Origin of the sequence: Mesorhizobium sp. M0408, assembly GCF_040321495.1 — a bacterium.
GTDB lineage: Bacteria > Pseudomonadota > Alphaproteobacteria > Rhizobiales > Rhizobiaceae > Mesorhizobium.
Window position 1 is genome coordinate 27,313 of record NZ_JAMYRO010000013.1, and the last position, 15,577, is coordinate 42,889.

The following is a 15,577-nucleotide window of genomic DNA, read 5'->3' on the forward strand; positions in this document are numbered from 1 at the left end:
CGAGGATTTGAGCGTCGGCTCCAACTGTCTCAGGGTTAAGACAGTGTGCCGATACGGCCAATCCGTTTGAGACAGGGGGCCTCTTCAAGCAGGTGGTGCGAAACGCCGCTTGACGGCAGGCATGACCAGATCCAGCGCGTCCGTCGAAATCCCACCGGAATAATCGTGTGGCAGTTGGTCGATCGAGGCGGGAAGCGGTCGTCGAAGCCGAGCGGGGTTATCTTTCCAAGGCGCCCTGCAGCGGTAGCGCCATTCTGGCCAGCAAGCATCGCAGCGGACAGACCAAAGGCCGTTAAATTCGGGGAGAGTCCCAGCAGGGCCGGAATCGCTATGGTTGCAACCGTCCATATGCGCTAGTTTTAGTCATGCGTTATGTCATCGTCATCACGACCGTCACCTTTTTCCTGATCTGGGACGGCATTTACAACCAAGGCCGCTACCTCGACAGGACGGTCAGGGAGGTGACCCGCATCGTGCACTATGTAACCAGCATGGTGTAGTTTCTCTTCGCTGCTACGGTTCGCAGACGCGACAAACCTGCCGATTGACGGCACGCTCCCGCTGACACAAAAGAACGCCGGTCCAACGGTCGAGGAGGCTGGGTTGATCCGGCATATCGTTTTCTTCAGCGCACGGCACAAAGCGGATGTCGAGGCAGTGCGCACGGGCCTCCTGGCGCTTGGCAAGATACCTCATTCGCGTCATTTCGAGGTAACGCTCAACACCAAGGTCGACCCGCTCTCGGATGAGATCGATGTGGTCGTCTACGCCGAGTTCGAGGACGAAGCGGCGCTCGCCGCCTACAAGGCGCATCCGCTCTATGCAGAGACGACCAGCCGGGTCAAACCTCTGCGCGAATTGCGTTATTCGGCCGACATCGTTGCAAGTTGACGAGCCGCCGTCCCCTACGGGCTGAGGTGGTCTTGCCGCTGAGACGTCGGCCAAGCCCTTGAACCATTTTCAGGAATGAGGCACATCGCGCGGGACATGACCGAGAACACCCCCGCAAGGCCTCATCCGCTCGATCACCTGGTGCTGCCGACAGCGAGCCTCGATGTTGCGCGGGCGCGCTTGACCTCGCTCGGCTTTACCGTTGCGCCGACAGGTATCCACCCTTTCGGAACGGAAAACTGCTGTGTCTTCCTCACCGACGGCACCTATCTCGAGCCGCTCGCTGTCGCCGACAGACAGACTGTGGCAACGGCGATCGCGAACCGCAATGTCTTTGTCGGGCGTGATCTCACTTATCGCGAAAAAAACGGCGATGAAGGATTTTCTGCCGTGGCGCTGGGCACCGACAGCGCCGCCGCGGACCACGCGCGCTTCATCGAAGCCGAACTGTCGGCGGGAGACATGCTCAGTTTTTCGCGCGCCTTCGCTGATGCGACAGGAAAGAGCGACACCGCATCGTTCAAACTGGCCTTCGCGGCTACAGGCAAGACAACGGACGCTTTTCTCTTCGCCTGCGAGCGGATCAATGCGCCGAACGTCGACCGTACTGCGTTGCAGGCCCACGCCAATGGCGCAACCGGCATTGTCGAAATCGTGGCAGTCAGTGGCGAACCTTTCGAACAAGGCCATTTGATTTCGATCGTAGCCGGAATCGAGGCGCAGGGCGGCGGCACTGTCTATGAGTTGCCGAATGCCGTCGTGACCGTTCTGGATCCTGCAGCCTATTCGGCACGCTTTGGCATTCCTGCCGAGGCGCAATCTGAACTCCGCTTTGCTGGGATCGTCTTTTCGATTAGGCATGGCGATGCCGTCGCCAAGTTGCTTGCAGCCAATTCCGTCGAACACCACATGCGCGGCGGTGATACCATCGTGCCGCCGGCGCCAGGGCAGGGCGCAGCCTTCATTTTCCGGGAGATCGCATGAACAAGCTCAATCCCCTGATGCCGAACTCTTCCGTTGCGGTCGGCAAGGTCATTTTCGGCAACAGCGCGCCCCTGTCGCTGATCGCCGGTCCATGCCAGTTGGAATCGCGGCAGCACGCTTTCGACATGGCCGGTGCGCTAAAGGAACTGACCGAAAGGCTCGGCATTGGGCTCGTCTACAAGACCAGTTACGACAAGGCCAATCGCACCTCGCTTGGCGGCACGCGCGGTGCGGGACTTGAAGCGGCAATGCCGATCTTCGACGATTTGCGCAAGAATTTTTCGCTGCCGATCCTGACTGACGTCCATACCGAGGAACAATGCGCGATCGTCGCGCCGCATGTTGATATCCTGCAGATTCCTGCCTTCCTTAGCCGGCAGACCGATTTGCTGATTGCTGCGGCAAGAACCGGCAAGGTGGTCAATGTGAAGAAGGGGCAATTCCTCGCGCCGTGGGACATGAAGAACGTCGTCGCCAAGATCATCGGCTCCGGCAACGCCAATGTCTTGGTCACCGAGCGCGGCGCATCCTTTGGTTACAACACCCTGGTGTCCGACATGCGGGCGCTGCCGATCATGGCCGAGATCGGCGCGCCGGTGATTTTCGATGCCACCCATTCCGTGCAGCAGCCGGGTGGGCAGGGCGGTTCGTCTGGAGGTGACCGGCGCTTTGTCGAGACGCTGGCGCGCGCGGCCGTCGCGGTTGGCGTAGCCGGCGTCTTCATCGAGACGCACCAGGACCCCGACAACGCGCCTTCCGACGGTCCCAACATGGTGCCGCTGAAGGATCTTCCCGCATTGCTTGAACGGCTGATGGCGTTCGATCGCATCGCCAAAAGCGTGGGTTGAACCAGCAGTTGCGCCACAGCAGCGCGGCCAAGAAAACTTTGAAGAATTTCGAACCCGCCTGGAACCTTAGCCCGCGGCCCTCATTGTCAAAATCTAATGTCAACGACGACGAGGAGCACACCATGACGACCCAGACGGGACACACCGAAGCCATCGCCGCTTCGCGGGTTATCGGCACATCGGTCTACAATACGGAAGGCACTCATATCGGCGACATCGAGGATGTCATGCTCGACAAACTGTCGAACGGAATCATGTTTGCCGTGATCGGTTTTGGCGGATTTCTCGGCATCGGCGAGAAATACCACGCCATTCCGTGGGCGAGCCTTGACTATGATGAGAACAAGGGCGGCTATGTCGTGCCGTTCACCAAAGACCAGCTGATGGCCGCTCCTTCCTATTCGATCAACGAGCTGACCGGCGCCGACGGCGAGGCCGCGCGTGACGCCTCATACAACTACTACAAGGTCGAGCCTTACTGGCACTGACCTTACTGGCACTGACTAAGTCTCCTGGAATCAAAAAGGCCCCCGGGAAATCGGGGGCCTTCGATGTGGCGGGATGCTACTGCGCAATCTGCACGGCCGGCAAAGGCGACGATCCCTGCGGGGGTTGCTGATTGTCGCACGACGTCAGGAACGCAGCCGCGATCAGGAACAAACTCACAATACCGCTCAACTGGGACATGGCGAAACTCCTCCTGTTTCGCCCCGCGCGACAACAGCCATAAACCAGAAACCGGCATGCCGCGTATGACAAATGATGACAGCGCTTCGTGCTTCGTGAATCCCGTAGCGCACGGGCAATATTTGCAAGTGCCCCGATTGCGTTTTGCGGCGCTTTGGCTAAGAGGTGCGCGACGCTTCAATCGATCAATCGGGGACATCGCAATGACGGCCATCATCGACATTGTCGGGCGTGAAATCCTGGACAGCCGCGGAAATCCGACCGTCGAGGTCGACGTCGTGCTCGAAGACGGCTCGATGGGTCGCGCCGCGGTGCCGTCCGGCGCCTCGACCGGCGCGCATGAGGCGGTCGAACTGCGCGATGGCGGCCCCCGCTATCTCGGCAAGGGCGTGCTCACGGCGGTCGAGGCGGTGAACGGCGAGCTGTTCGAGGCGATCGGCGGCATGGAGGCAGAGAATCAGATCCATATCGACCAGACCATGATCGAGCTCGATGGTACGCCCAACAAGAGCCGGCTCGGCGCCAATGCCATCCTCGGCGTGTCGCTGGCTGTGGCCAAGGCCGCGGCCGAAGCGGCCGACCTGCCGCTCTATCGTTATGTCGGCGGCACCAAGGCCCATGTGCTGCCGGTGCCTATGATGAACATCATCAATGGCGGCGCGCATGCCGACAACCCGATCGATTTCCAGGAATTCATGATCCTGCCGATCGGCGCGCCGACGCTGCGCGACGGCGTGCGCTGGGGCTCGGAGATCTTTCATACGCTGCGAAAGAAGCTGAAGGACGCCGGCCATAACACCAATGTCGGCGACGAGGGCGGCTTTGCCCCCAACCTGAAGAGCGCGCCGGCCGCGCTCGACTTCATCATGGAATCGATCGAGCAGGCTGGCTTCAAGCCCGGCGAGGAGGTTGCGCTAGGCCTCGACTGCGCGGCGACCGAATTCTTCAAGGATGGCAACTACGTCTATGAAGGCGAGAGGAAAACCCGCGACCCGAAGGCGCAGGCCAAATATCTAGCCAAACTCGCTGCCGACTACCCGATCATCACCATTGAGGACGGCCTGGCCGAGGATGACTGGGACGGTTGGAAAATACTGACTGATCTCATCGGCAAGCAAACGCAGCTGGTTGGCGACGATCTGTTCGTCACCAACACGGCGCGGCTGCGCGACGGCATCCGCATGGGTGTCGCCAATTCGATCCTGGTCAAGGTCAACCAGATCGGCTCGCTTACCGAAACGCTCGACGCCGTCGAGACCGCGCACAAGGCCGGCTATACCGCGGTGATGTCGCACCGCTCGGGCGAGACCGAGGATTCGACCATCGCCGACCTCGCCGTTGCCACCAATTGCGGGCAGATCAAGACGGGCTCGCTGTCGCGCTCGGATCGCATGGCCAAGTACAACCAGCTTATCCGCATTGAGGAGGAGCTCGGCAAGCAGGCGCGATATGCCGGCAAGTCGATCGTGAAAAGCTGATTTCGAGAGAAAATCCGTGGCGACGAGGGCGGGGACATTCCCGCCCTTTTTTGCTTCCAGGCTCTGAATCCAACAGGCTGTAACCGTCCATTAAGCACAATCGGGCGACAAAGGCGGCGTAGAGGATTCGGACCATGTGGACACGCCAGCACAAGCAAAGAAACACCGGCCGGCTGATCATCCCCTCGCTCTGCGTGGTGTTCCTGACTTATTTCGGTTTCCATGCCTATCATGGCGAGTTCGGCATCTATTCCAAGTATCAGCTCGAAGCTGAGACTGCCGAATTGCAGGGCAGGCTCGATGCCGTCAGGGCGCGCCGGATCGATCTCGAGCGCCGCGTTCAGCTGATGCATGAGGGCACGCTGGAGAAGGACATGCTGGACGAGCAGGCGCGCAAGGCGCTTAATCTGTCCCACGCCGACGAGATCACCATCATGCTGCCGGTCGCAAGATAACCTGATCTCAGTTAATCAGCGATATTTGCAATGATTTTAATTGCTTAGATGCATGACAGCCATGCGTTTTCGGCATGGCGAAAGCCTTCCCTGCATGTTAGCCTGCCTCAAATCGGTGGGAGAACTGATCTCCCTCGCTGTCCGCCAAGAGACGCCAACAGGGAGTGATGCATGGCCACCGCCACCAGAAAAGCGCCTGCCAAATCCAAATCAGACGGCAAGATGCCGGGCCTTTCCACCCCGAAGCCTGTTGAATTCACCAAAGACCAGGAGCTTGCCGCCTACCGGCACATGCTGCTCATCCGCCGCTTCGAGGAAAAGGCCGGCCAGCTTTACGGAATGGGCTTCATCGGCGGTTTCTGCCACCTCTACATCGGCCAGGAAGCGGTCGTTACCGGCATGAAGATGGCGCTGATCGACGGCGACCAGATGATCACCGCCTATCGCGACCATGGTCATATGCTGGCCATGGAGTTGTCACCGCGCGGCGTCATGGCCGAACTGACCGGGCGCCGTAGCGGCCTGTCGAGAGGCAAGGGCGGCTCCATGCACATGTTCTCCAAGGAGAAGCATTTTTACGGCGGCCACGGCATCGTCGGCGCGCAAGTGTCGCTCGGCACCGGCATTGCCTTCGCCAACCGCTATCGCGGCAACAACAATGTGACGCTGACCTATTTCGGCGATGGCGCGGCGAACCAGGGCCAGGTCTACGAAAGCTTCAACATGGCCTCGCTGTGGAAGCTTCCGGTGATCTACATCATCGAGAACAACCGCTACGCCATGGGCACCTCGGTCTCGCGCTCGTCGGCCGAGACGGATTTCTCGCACCGCGGCGCGTCCTTCAAGATTCCAGGCATCCAGGTCGACGGCATGGATGTGCGCGCTGTAAAGGCAGCCGGCGACCTCGCCGCCGAATGGTGCCGCGCCGGCAACGGGCCGCTCATTCTCGAAATGCAGACCTATCGTTACCGCGGCCATTCGATGTCGGATCCGGCAAAATACCGCTCCAAGGAAGAAGTGCAGAAAATGCGCTCCGAACGTGACCCGATCGAGCAGGTCAAAGCGCGGCTGCTCGACAAGAAATGGGCAAGCGAGGACGAGCTCAAGGCCATCGACAAGGAAGTCCGCGACGTTGTCGCCGACGCCGCAGAATTTGCCCAGAACGACGCGGAGCCGGATCCGTCCGAGCTCTGGACCGACATCGTACTTTAACGAGAGGGCAAGGACATGCCGATCGAAATTCTCATGCCCGCCCTCTCGCCGACCATGGAAGAGGGTAATGTTTCCAAGTGGTTGAAGAAAGAGGGCGACAAGGTCGCGGCGGGTGACGCCATTGCCGAGATTGAGACCGACAAGGCAACGATGGAAGTCGAAGCCGTGGACGACGGCACGCTTGCCAAGATCGTGGTTCCTGCCGGCACCGAAGGTGTCAAGGTCAACACGCTGATCGCTGTGCTGGCCGTCGATGGCGAAGACATCGACGAGGCAGGCGAAGGTATCGGCGAGGAGGCTGTTGAGGCGCAAGCAGCAGCGCCCGCTGCCGCTCCGGCCCCCGCGGCTGCTGCGGCCAAGAGCGAAGCGGCAGCACCTGTTGCCGCTGCGCCCAGGTTGGAAATTGCCGCCGATCCGGACATCCCGGCCGGCACCGAAATGGTCTCGACCACAGTGCGTGAAGCCTTGCGCGACGCAATGGCGGAGGAAATGCGCCGCGACGGCGACGTCTTCGTCATGGGCGAGGAAGTCGCCGAGTACCAGGGCGCCTACAAGATCACACAGGGCCTGTTGCAGGAATTCGGTCCGAGACGCGTGGTCGACACGCCGATCACCGAGCACGGCTTTGCCGGCGTTGGTGTTGGCGCGGCGATGGCCGGCCTGAAGCCGATCGTCGAATTCATGACCTTCAACTTCGCCATGCAGGCGATCGACCAGATCATCAATTCAGCCGCCAAGACGCTCTACATGTCCGGCGGCCAGATGGGCGCCCCGATCGTCTTTCGCGGCCCGAACGGCGCTGCTGCCCGCGTCGCCGCGCAGCATTCGCAGTGCTATGCCGCCTGGTACAGCCATATTCCTGGATTGAAGGTGGTGATGCCTTATACCGCCGCCGACGCCAAGGGTCTGCTCAAGGCGGCGATCCGCGACCCGAACCCGGTCATCTTCCTCGAGAACGAAATCCTCTACGGCCACTCCTTCGACGTGCCGAAGATGGACGATTTCGTGCTGCCGATCGGCAAGGCGCGCATTCACAAATCCGGCAAGGACGTGACCATCGTCTCGTTCGGCATCGGCATGACCTACGCGCTCAAGGCGGAGGCGGAGTTGCGCGGCATGGGCATCGATGCCGAGATCATCGACTTGCGCACCATCCGCCCGCTCGACTTCGACACCATCGTCGCCTCGGTCAAAAAGACCAATCGCCTCGTGGTGGTCGAGGAAGGCTTTCCGCAGAACTCGGTCGGCGACCATATCGCCAATCAGGTCTCGCAGCGCGCCTTCGATTTCCTCGATGCACCGGTCATTACAATTGCCGGCAAGGACGTGCCGATGCCCTATGCGGCGAACCTCGAAAAGCTGGCGCTGCCCAATGTCGGCGAGGTCGTCGAGGCGGTCAAAGCCGTCACGTATCGCTGAGCAGGGCGGGAGGACAAAATGCCGATCAACATCACCATGCCGGCGCTGTCGCCCACAATGGAAGAGGGCAATCTTTCCAAGTGGCTGGTCAAGGAAGGCGATAAAGTTTCGCCCGGCGACGTGATTGCCGAGATCGAGACCGACAAGGCGACGATGGAAGTCGAAGCCGTCGACGAGGGCACGGTCGCCAAGCTGGTGGTTCCGGCCGGCACAGAAGGCGTCAAGGTCAATGCGCTGATCGCGGTGCTGGCTGCCGAGGGCGAGGATGCTGCTTCTGCCGCCAAAAGCGGTGATGGCGCTGCGCCGGCCAAGGCTGAGGCTCCGAAAGCGGAAGCCCCCAAAGCTGAAACATCAAAGCCCGAAGCGTCGAAGCAGGAGCCTGCCGCACCTGCGCCTAAGGCGGAAGCGGTGCCGGTCGCCAACGGCCACGCAAGCGGTGAGCGCATCTTCGCCTCGCCGCTGGCCCGGCGCATTGCCAGGGAAGCCGGCGTCGATGTCGCGGCGCTGACAGGCTCCGGCCCCCGCGGCCGCGTAGTAAAGGCCGATGTCGATGCCGCAATTTCCAGTGGCGGCGCCAAGGCGGCACCAGCAGCAAAAGCGGCGCCCGCCGGCGCTCCGGCACCTGCGGCCGCAGCACCCAAGGCGATGTCGGACGAGCAGGTGCTCAAACTGTTTGCCGAAGGCTCCTACGAGCTGATCCCGCACGACAATATGCGCAAGACCATTGCGAGGCGGCTGGTCGAAGCCAAGACCACCATCCCGCATTTCTATCTGACGCTCGACTGCGAGCTCGACGCACTTCTGGCCCTGCGCACGCAGATCAATGCGGCCGCGCCGGTGAAGAAGACCGAGAAGGGCGAAACGCCGGCCTACAAGCTGTCGGTCAACGACATGGTCATCAAGGCTCTTGCCATGGCGCTGATGGCGGTTCCGGATGCCAATGCGTCGTGGACAGAAAACGCCATGATCAAACACAAGCACGCCGATGTCGGCGTTGCCGTATCGATCCCCGGCGGCCTGATCACCCCGATCATCCGGCGTGCTGACGAAAAGACGATGTCCGTCATCTCCAACGAGATGAAGGATCTTGCCGGCCGCGCCCGCAGCCGCAAGCTGAAGCCGGAAGAATATCAGGGCGGCACCACGGCGGTGTCCAATCTCGGCATGTTCGGCATCAAGGATTTTTCTGCCGTCATCAACCCGCCGCATGCGACGATCCTTGCGGTCGGCGCCGGCGAGCAACGCGCAGTGGTCAAGAACGGCGAGATCAAGATCGCCACAATCATGTCGGTGACGCTGTCGACCGATCACCGCGCCGTCGACGGTGCGCTCGGCGCCGAGCTGCTCGTCGCCTTCAAGCGTATGATCGAAAATCCAATGGGCATGCTGGTTTAAGAGAAGGGAAACAGGGCGGTGCGGAAATTCTTCACCAGCCTTTTTGCCTTCTTTCTTTCCGGTTTGGCCGGCGGATTGGTGGTGCAGTGGCTCGCCGTCGCCACCAAGGCCGACGTGGAGTACATCCTTGTATTCATGATCTCGGCTCTCGTCACCATCTTCGCGACGCTCGCATTCTTCATCGCACAATTCATGTCGGACCCACGACGGGCAACAAAACTGACCGCGACCATAGGGGTAGCATCTTTTGTGCTCGTTGGAGTTTCCCTGATCGGCTGGACTTTCTCCCAGCCGCCGGGCAAGCGCGAGTGGTCGGGCGATCTTCCTATCGTCGCCGGTCTCGTCCTGCCAGGCATCGCTACGGTGCTGGTCCAGTGGCTTTTCGTGCGCTGGCGATTGGCGCGCTCGCAACCAGGTTTCGGCGGGGCAGGCACATGAAGACGGTCCTCTGCTACGGCGATTCGCTTACCTGGGGCTATGACGCGGCAAACCTCGGCCGGCATCCGCTGGAAGATCGCTGGCCGAGCGTGCTGCAGGCGGCATTGGGCAGCGGCGTCGAGGTCATCGCCGAAGGCCTGAATGGCCGAACCACCGCCTTTGACGATCACTTGGCCGGAGCGGACCGCAATGGCGCAAGGCTGTTGCCAACAATCCTGACGACGCATGCGCCGATCGACTTGATCGTCATCATGCTCGGCGCCAACGATATGAAGCCGTGGATTCACGGTAATCCGGTCGCGGCCAAACAAGGTATGCAACGCCTGATCGATATCGTGCGCGGTCATGATTACCCGTTCGATTGGCCGGCGCCGCAGATCCTGATCGTCGCGCCGCCCGTAGTCAGCCGCACGGAAAACGCCGAGTTCAAGGAAATGTTCGCCGGCGGCGATGACGCGTCAAAGCGGCTGGCGCCGCAATATTCCGCCCTTGCCGACGAGGCCGGCTGCGGCTTCTTCGATGCCGGCACGGTGGCCAAAACCACGCCGCTCGACGGCGTCCACCTGGACGCGGAAAACACGCGGAACGTCGGGCAAGCGCTGGCGCCGCTCGTGCGCCTCATGTTGGAATTGTGAAGGAGAAAGCCGTGGCTGAGAACTACGACGTCATCATCATCGGCTCCGGCCCCGGCGGCTATGTCACTGCAGTGCGTTCGGCCCAGCTTGGCTTCAAGACGGCGATCGTCGAGCGCGAGCACTTGGGCGGCATCTGCCTCAACTGGGGCTGCATTCCGACCAAAGCGCTGCTGCGCTCCGCCGAGATCATGCACTATTCGGATCATCTGAAGGACTACGGCCTGAAGATCGATGGCAAGGTCGGCGTCGACACAGCCGCCGTCGTCGATCGCTCGCGAAAGGTCTCGCTGCGGCTCAACGGCGGCGTCGGCTTCCTGATGAAGAAGAACAAGGTCGACGTCATCTGGGGCGAAGCCAAGCTGACCAAACCTGGCGAGATCGTCGTGTCGAAATCGTCGAAGAAGCCGATGGAGCCGCAGCCGCCGGCGCCCAAGGGCGTCAAGGGCGAGGGCACCTATAGCGCCAAGCACATCATCCTGGCGACCGGCGCCAGGCCGCGCGCGCTGCCCGGCATCGAGCCTGACGGCAAGTTGATCTGGACCTATTTCGAGGCGATGGTGCCGAAAGAGATGCCGAAATCGCTGCTGGTGATGGGCTCGGGCGCCATCGGCATCGAGTTCGCCTCGTTCTACCGCACCATGGGCGCCGAGGTGACGGTGGTCGAACTGCTGCCGGCTGTGATGCCGGTCGAGGACGCCGAGGTCTCGAAATTCGCGCAGAAGCAGTTCGAGAAGCAGGGCATGAAGATCATCTTAGAAGCCAAGGTGACCAAGGTCGAGAAGGGCACTAACTCGGTCACCGCGCATGTCGAGATGAAGGACGGCAAGGTCGAGAAGATCACCGCCGACCGCATGATCTCGGCCGTCGGCGTACAGGGCAACATCGAGAATCTCGGCCTCGAGGCGCTCGGCGTGAAGACCGAACGCGGCTGCGTCGTCGTCGACGGCTACGGCAAGACCAACGTGCCCGGCATCTATGCCATCGGCGATGTCGCCGGACCGCCGATGCTCGCCCACAAGGCCGAGCATGAGGGCGTGGTGTGCGTGGAAAAGATCGCCAATTTCCCCGGCGTGCATGCCATTGACAAGCTGAAGATCCCGGGCTGCACCTATTGCAATCCGCAAGTCGCCTCGGTCGGACTGACGGAAGCCAAAGCGAACGCCGATGGCAAGGACATCCGCGTCGGCCGCTTCCAGTTCGCCGCAAACGGCAAGGCGATTGCGCTCGGCGAGGACCAAGGCTTCGTCAAGACCATTTTCGACAAGAAGACCGGCCAGTTGCTGGGTGCCCACATGGTCGGCGCAGAAGTAACCGAACTGATCCAGGGCTTCGTCGTGGCGATGAATCTGGAGACCACCGAGGAAGAGCTGATGCACACGATCTTCCCGCACCCGACGCTGTCGGAGATGATGAAGGAGAGTGTACTCGACGCCTATGGCCGCGCACTGAATGCATGATAAATTAGTTGGGCGAGTCTCACACGGAAGACACAAAGGAACTCGACGGCAGAGCAATTCGTTTCGCAGGCATCATCCATCATACAAGGAGAGGGCATATGGAAATGAACGGCGTGGGCTGGGTTGCAGCCATCATCATCGGCGGCCTGGCGGGATGGCTCGCCGAGATGGTCATGAAGAGCAATACCGGCATCCTCATGAACATCGTTCTCGGCATTGTCGGCGCAATCGTGTTGAATGCCATCTTGCAGGCCCTGAACATCGGCATCTTCGGCGTCGGCTGGATCGCCTATCTGATCACCGGCTTCATCGGTGCCTGCATTCTGATTGCGGTCGGACGACTGGTACGCCGCTAACCTCTGTCGGCACTTGCTATGCGAAAAAGGCCACCGCGGCATGCGTGATCGCGGCCTTTTTCTTTTCGCCGAAAAGTCCTAGATGACGTGGGTAGAGCGAGCGCTGGACAAGCGCTTGCCAATGAGCCGGGTTTCACATGGTCACCGTCCTCGACACGATTGCCAATGCGCCGCGCCTGCGGCATCCCGAAAAGGCGCACAAGCCGGATCAGGACGTACTGCGCAAGCCTGACTGGATCCGCGTCAAGGCGCCGATGTCGAAAGGCTATGCCGAGACGCGCGAAATCGTGAAGTCTCACAAACTGGTGACGGTTTGCGAAGAGGCGGGCTGCCCCAATATCGGCGAGTGCTGGGAGAAGAAGCACGCCACCTTCATGATCATGGGCGACATCTGCACGCGGGCCTGCGCCTTTTGCAATGTCGCCACCGGCATCCCGACCGCACTCGATCCCGACGAGCCGGCGCGTGTCGCGCATGCGGTCAAGCAAATGGGCTTGAGCCATGTCGTCATCACCTCCGTCGATCGCGACGATCTCGCCGATGGCGGGGCCCAGCATTTTGCCGATGTCATCCGTGCGATCAGGGCAGCAACCCCGTCGACGACAATCGAAATCCTGACGCCCGATTTCCTGCGCAAGGACGGTGCACTGGAGATCGTCGTGGCGGCCAAGCCGGACGTTTTCAACCATAATCTCGAGACCGTTCCGTCGAACTATCTGACTGTTCGGCCGGGTGCGCGCTATTTCCACTCGATCAGGCTCTTGCAGCGGGTCAAGGAACTCGATCCCTCGATCTTCACCAAGTCCGGTATCATGGTCGGCCTTGGCGAGGAGCGGAACGAAATCCTGCAGCTGATGGACGATTTGCGTTCGGCCAATGTCGACTTCATGACCATCGGCCAATATCTGCAGCCGTCGAAGAAGCACCATCCGGTGATCCGCTTCGTCACGCCGGAGGAATTCAAGTCCTTTGAGACGATCGGCAGGACCAAGGGCTTCCTGCTGGTAGCGTCGAGCCCGCTGACGCGCTCGTCGCACCATGCCGGGGACGACTTTGCTAGGTTGCGCGCGGCGCGCGAAGCGTTTCTCAGGAAGTCCGCCTAACACACTGGTTTCATGCCACAATTCGAAGCCCATAGCCGCGTTGCGCATACGCCGGAACAGATGTTCGCTCTGGTTGCCGATATCGAATCCTATCCGCAATTCCTGCCGCTTTGCGAGGCACTTACGGTTCGTTCGCGCAAGGAACGCAACGGACGCACCCTGCTCATCGCGGACATGAGCATCGGCTACAAGGCGATCCGCGAGACTTTCACCACGCAGGTGCTGCTGAAGCCTGACGAGAACGCCATCGACGTCAAATACATCGACGGCCCGTTCAAATATCTCAGCAATGTCTGGCGCTTCGACCCGGCGGACGGCGGCGGTTGCAACGTCTGTTTCTTTATCGACTATGAGTTCAAGAGCCGCATTCTGGGTGCGCTCATGGGAACCATGTTCGACCGCGCCTTCCGCATGTTCTCCGAGGCGTTCGAGAAACGTGCCGAAATCATCTACGGCGCGCCATCGGCAGCCTGATCCGCGGCGAGCGCGCGTAGACCCAGTTCAAGCGCATGTCGGACCGTCTCCCGGCGGATGAAATCACGGCCCTTGTCGGCGAACAGCTGGCATTCGCTGACTACCGGCCGGCCAGCCACGGCAACGCCGAACCAGACCAGGCCGACAGGTTTTTCCGCAGAGCCGCCGTCCGGACCGGCGATGCCGGTCACCGCCAGGGCGAGCCCGGCCGGCGAATGCGTCAAGGCTCCGGCCGCCATCTCCACCGCAGTCTCGCGCGAGACCGCGCCGTGCGCCTCGAGCGTAGCGGCCGAGACGCCGAGCATCTCGGTCTTGGCCCGGTTGGAATAGGTGATGAAGCCGCGATCGACCACCGCGGAAGAGCCGGCGATGTCGGTCAGCGCGGCGATGATCATGCCGCCGGTGCAGCTCTCCGCCGTCGCCAGCATCATGCCGCGCTGCTGGCAGGCCTTAAGCAGGACATCTGCGAGACCGCTATTGCTCATTCAGGGACATCCCCTGGAAACACAACGCTGGCAGTCGCGATGGCCGCTATGCCTTCCTCACGGCCGACGAAGCCGAGCTTCTCATTGGTTGTCGCCTTGATCGAGATGCGATCGCGCGAAATTCGCAGCATTGCCGAAAGCGCTTCGGTCATGGCCTCGCGATGTGGGCCGACGCGCGGCGCCTCGCAGATCAGGGTGATGTCGGCGTTGGCAATGCGCCCGCCGCCCTCGCGCACCAGCTTCACCGCGTGTTCGACGAAGATGCGTGAAGCGGCCCCTTTCCACTGCGGGTCGGAGGGCGGGAAATGCGTGCCGATGTCACCGGCGCCGCAGGTGGCCAGCAGGGCGTCGGTCAAGGCGTGGAGACCGACATCGGCATCCGAATGGCCGGACAATTTCTTGCCGTGCGGAATAGCTACACCGCACAGGGTGACATGGTCGCCGGGCTCGAAGGCATGGACGTCATAGCCATTGCCGGTTCGGATGTCCGGAAAACGTGCCCCCCCGGAAAGCCGCTGATCCGCCATCGCAATATCCCTTGCCCAGGTCAGTTTGACATTGTCCGGCGAGCCGGGAACGATCTTCACCGGAATATGCGCCCATTCGGCGATTGCCGCATCGTCCGTGAAATCCGCTTTGCCCAGATGATGAGCCTTTTCGTGCGCAGCCAGGATCGGCCAGAACGGAAAGCCTTGCGGTGTCTGTGCGGCATGAAGCCCGGCCCTGGACACGGTTTCGCCGATCATGCCTTCGGCCGTTTCGCGCTTGAGCGTATCGGCAACGGGCAAGGCAGGCAGTGCTCCCTGGCGCTCGCCAATGGCGGCGATCGTGCGGTCTATCAGTTCCGCGTCGACAAACGGCCGAGCCGCATCATGGATCAGCACCCGGCCCGGCGCATGGCTTCTTAACGCCAGCAGTCCAAGCCGGACGGACTCCTGCCGTGACGTACCGCCGGTCACCGCGACGACACGGTCGGCGTTCGCACCCGCCGCACGGCGAAAAAGCGCGCCGTCGTCGGCATGGATAGCAACGACGACAGGTCCAATCTTCGGATGCGTCAGAAAGGCGTCGAGCGTGCGTGCGATAACGGCGCCGCCGCCAATCTGCTGGTACTGCTTCGGCCCATTGGCCTGTCCGGCGCGCGCGCCGCGGCCGGCGGCAACGATGACCACCGCGACCTTGTCGTCCGCAGCTTGCTTTTCGCTCACATCTCTCATGCCGAGACGCTTAGCGCATGATCCCGAAAAGTGGTATCGCTTT

At 61.3% G+C, this 15,577-nt stretch carries 19 protein-coding genes; 16 read left to right on the forward strand and 3 right to left on the reverse strand.

Features of this window, described 5'->3' with window-relative positions; translation table 11 throughout:
• Positions 1–365 precede the first annotated feature (365 nt).
• The 5 genes from NKI67_RS16780 to NKI67_RS16800 all read left to right on the forward strand — a co-directional run bounded on the left by NKI67_RS16780 (position 366) and on the right by NKI67_RS16800 (position 3,211).
• On the forward strand, positions 366–500 hold the full coding sequence (locus NKI67_RS16780) for a hypothetical protein (protein WP_292655342.1): 135 nt from the start codon (positions 366–368) through the stop codon (positions 498–500).
• A gap of 103 nt (positions 501–603) precedes the next feature.
• Positions 604–891, forward strand: a complete 288-nt coding sequence (locus NKI67_RS16785) for a Dabb family protein (RefSeq protein ID WP_254817185.1) — start codon at positions 604–606, stop codon at positions 889–891.
• 96 nt (positions 892–987) lie between these two features.
• Positions 988–1,875 carry a VOC family protein gene (locus tag NKI67_RS16790; protein WP_352568594.1) on the forward strand — a complete coding sequence of 296 codons (888 nt, stop codon included), beginning with the start codon at positions 988–990 and terminating at the stop codon, positions 1,873–1,875.
• A complete protein-coding gene (gene kdsA, locus NKI67_RS16795) occupies positions 1,872–2,723 on the forward strand; it encodes a 3-deoxy-8-phosphooctulonate synthase (protein WP_352568595.1) in 852 nt (283 codons plus the stop codon). The genes NKI67_RS16790 and kdsA overlap by 4 nt, the downstream gene beginning before the upstream one ends.
• 122 nt (positions 2,724–2,845) lie before the next feature.
• A complete protein-coding gene (locus tag NKI67_RS16800) occupies positions 2,846–3,211 on the forward strand; it encodes a PRC-barrel domain-containing protein (protein WP_023675091.1) in 366 nt (121 codons plus the stop codon).
• A gap of 76 nt (positions 3,212–3,287) precedes the next feature.
• On the opposite strand, the gene NKI67_RS16805 is transcribed toward NKI67_RS16800, so the two are convergent.
• Positions 3,288–3,410: a hypothetical protein gene (locus tag NKI67_RS16805; RefSeq protein WP_023675090.1), complete on the reverse strand. Its 123-nt coding sequence runs from the start codon at positions 3,408–3,410 to the stop codon at positions 3,288–3,290.
• Positions 3,411–3,613: 203 nt separating this feature from the next.
• Between NKI67_RS16805 and eno the strand changes: the two genes are divergently transcribed.
• The 11 genes from eno to NKI67_RS16860 all read left to right on the forward strand — a co-directional run bounded on the left by eno (position 3,614) and on the right by NKI67_RS16860 (position 13,832).
• The gene (eno, locus tag NKI67_RS16810; protein WP_023675089.1) at positions 3,614–4,888 is read left to right on the forward strand and encodes a phosphopyruvate hydratase; all 1,275 of its coding nucleotides are present in this window, start codon (positions 3,614–3,616) and stop codon (positions 4,886–4,888) included.
• 134 nt (positions 4,889–5,022) lie between these two features.
• Positions 5,023–5,343 carry an FtsB family cell division protein gene (locus NKI67_RS16815; protein WP_023675088.1) on the forward strand — a complete coding sequence of 107 codons (321 nt, stop codon included), beginning with the start codon at positions 5,023–5,025 and terminating at the stop codon, positions 5,341–5,343.
• Between the two features lie 222 nt (positions 5,344–5,565).
• Positions 5,566–6,555 carry a pyruvate dehydrogenase (acetyl-transferring) E1 component subunit alpha gene (gene pdhA, locus NKI67_RS16820; protein WP_245274631.1) on the forward strand — a complete coding sequence of 330 codons (990 nt, stop codon included), beginning with the start codon at positions 5,566–5,568 and terminating at the stop codon, positions 6,553–6,555.
• A gap of 15 nt (positions 6,556–6,570) precedes the next feature.
• Positions 6,571–7,974 carry a pyruvate dehydrogenase complex E1 component subunit beta gene (locus NKI67_RS16825; protein WP_023675086.1) on the forward strand — a complete coding sequence of 468 codons (1,404 nt, stop codon included), beginning with the start codon at positions 6,571–6,573 and terminating at the stop codon, positions 7,972–7,974.
• 18 nt (positions 7,975–7,992) lie between these two features.
• Positions 7,993–9,369: a pyruvate dehydrogenase complex dihydrolipoamide acetyltransferase gene (locus NKI67_RS16830; RefSeq protein WP_023675085.1), complete on the forward strand. Its 1,377-nt coding sequence runs from the start codon at positions 7,993–7,995 to the stop codon at positions 9,367–9,369.
• An 18-nt stretch (positions 9,370–9,387) separates the two neighbouring features.
• Positions 9,388–9,807 carry a hypothetical protein gene (locus NKI67_RS16835; protein WP_023675084.1) on the forward strand — a complete coding sequence of 140 codons (420 nt, stop codon included), beginning with the start codon at positions 9,388–9,390 and terminating at the stop codon, positions 9,805–9,807.
• Complete coding sequence (locus tag NKI67_RS16840; protein WP_023675083.1) at positions 9,804–10,442, forward strand: SGNH/GDSL hydrolase family protein; 639 nt, start codon at positions 9,804–9,806, stop codon at positions 10,440–10,442. The genes NKI67_RS16835 and NKI67_RS16840 overlap by 4 nt, the downstream gene beginning before the upstream one ends.
• Before the next feature lie 11 nt (positions 10,443–10,453).
• Positions 10,454–11,899, forward strand: a complete 1,446-nt coding sequence (lpdA, locus tag NKI67_RS16845; RefSeq protein ID WP_023675082.1) for a dihydrolipoyl dehydrogenase — start codon at positions 10,454–10,456, stop codon at positions 11,897–11,899.
• Positions 11,900–11,997: 98 nt separating this feature from the next.
• Positions 11,998–12,255: a GlsB/YeaQ/YmgE family stress response membrane protein gene (locus NKI67_RS16850; protein WP_023675081.1), complete on the forward strand. Its 258-nt coding sequence runs from the start codon at positions 11,998–12,000 to the stop codon at positions 12,253–12,255.
• A gap of 137 nt (positions 12,256–12,392) precedes the next feature.
• The gene (lipA, locus tag NKI67_RS16855) at positions 12,393–13,358 is read left to right on the forward strand and encodes a lipoyl synthase (RefSeq protein WP_023675080.1); all 966 of its coding nucleotides are present in this window, start codon (positions 12,393–12,395) and stop codon (positions 13,356–13,358) included.
• 12 nt (positions 13,359–13,370) lie between these two features.
• A complete protein-coding gene (locus NKI67_RS16860; protein WP_023675079.1) occupies positions 13,371–13,832 on the forward strand; it encodes a type II toxin-antitoxin system RatA family toxin in 462 nt (153 codons plus the stop codon).
• Here NKI67_RS16860 and NKI67_RS16865 read toward each other — a convergent pair.
• Together NKI67_RS16865 and NKI67_RS16870 are read right to left on the reverse strand one after the other, a co-directional pair.
• Positions 13,808–14,317: a CinA family protein gene (locus NKI67_RS16865; protein ID WP_352593871.1), complete on the reverse strand. Its 510-nt coding sequence runs from the start codon at positions 14,315–14,317 to the stop codon at positions 13,808–13,810. The genes NKI67_RS16860 and NKI67_RS16865 overlap by 25 nt on opposite strands.
• A complete protein-coding gene (locus tag NKI67_RS16870; RefSeq protein ID WP_352636699.1) occupies positions 14,314–15,534 on the reverse strand; it encodes a bifunctional 2-C-methyl-D-erythritol 4-phosphate cytidylyltransferase/2-C-methyl-D-erythritol 2,4-cyclodiphosphate synthase in 1,221 nt (406 codons plus the stop codon). Before NKI67_RS16870 ends, NKI67_RS16865 begins: the two co-directional genes overlap by 4 nt.
• Positions 15,535–15,577 lie beyond the last annotated feature (43 nt).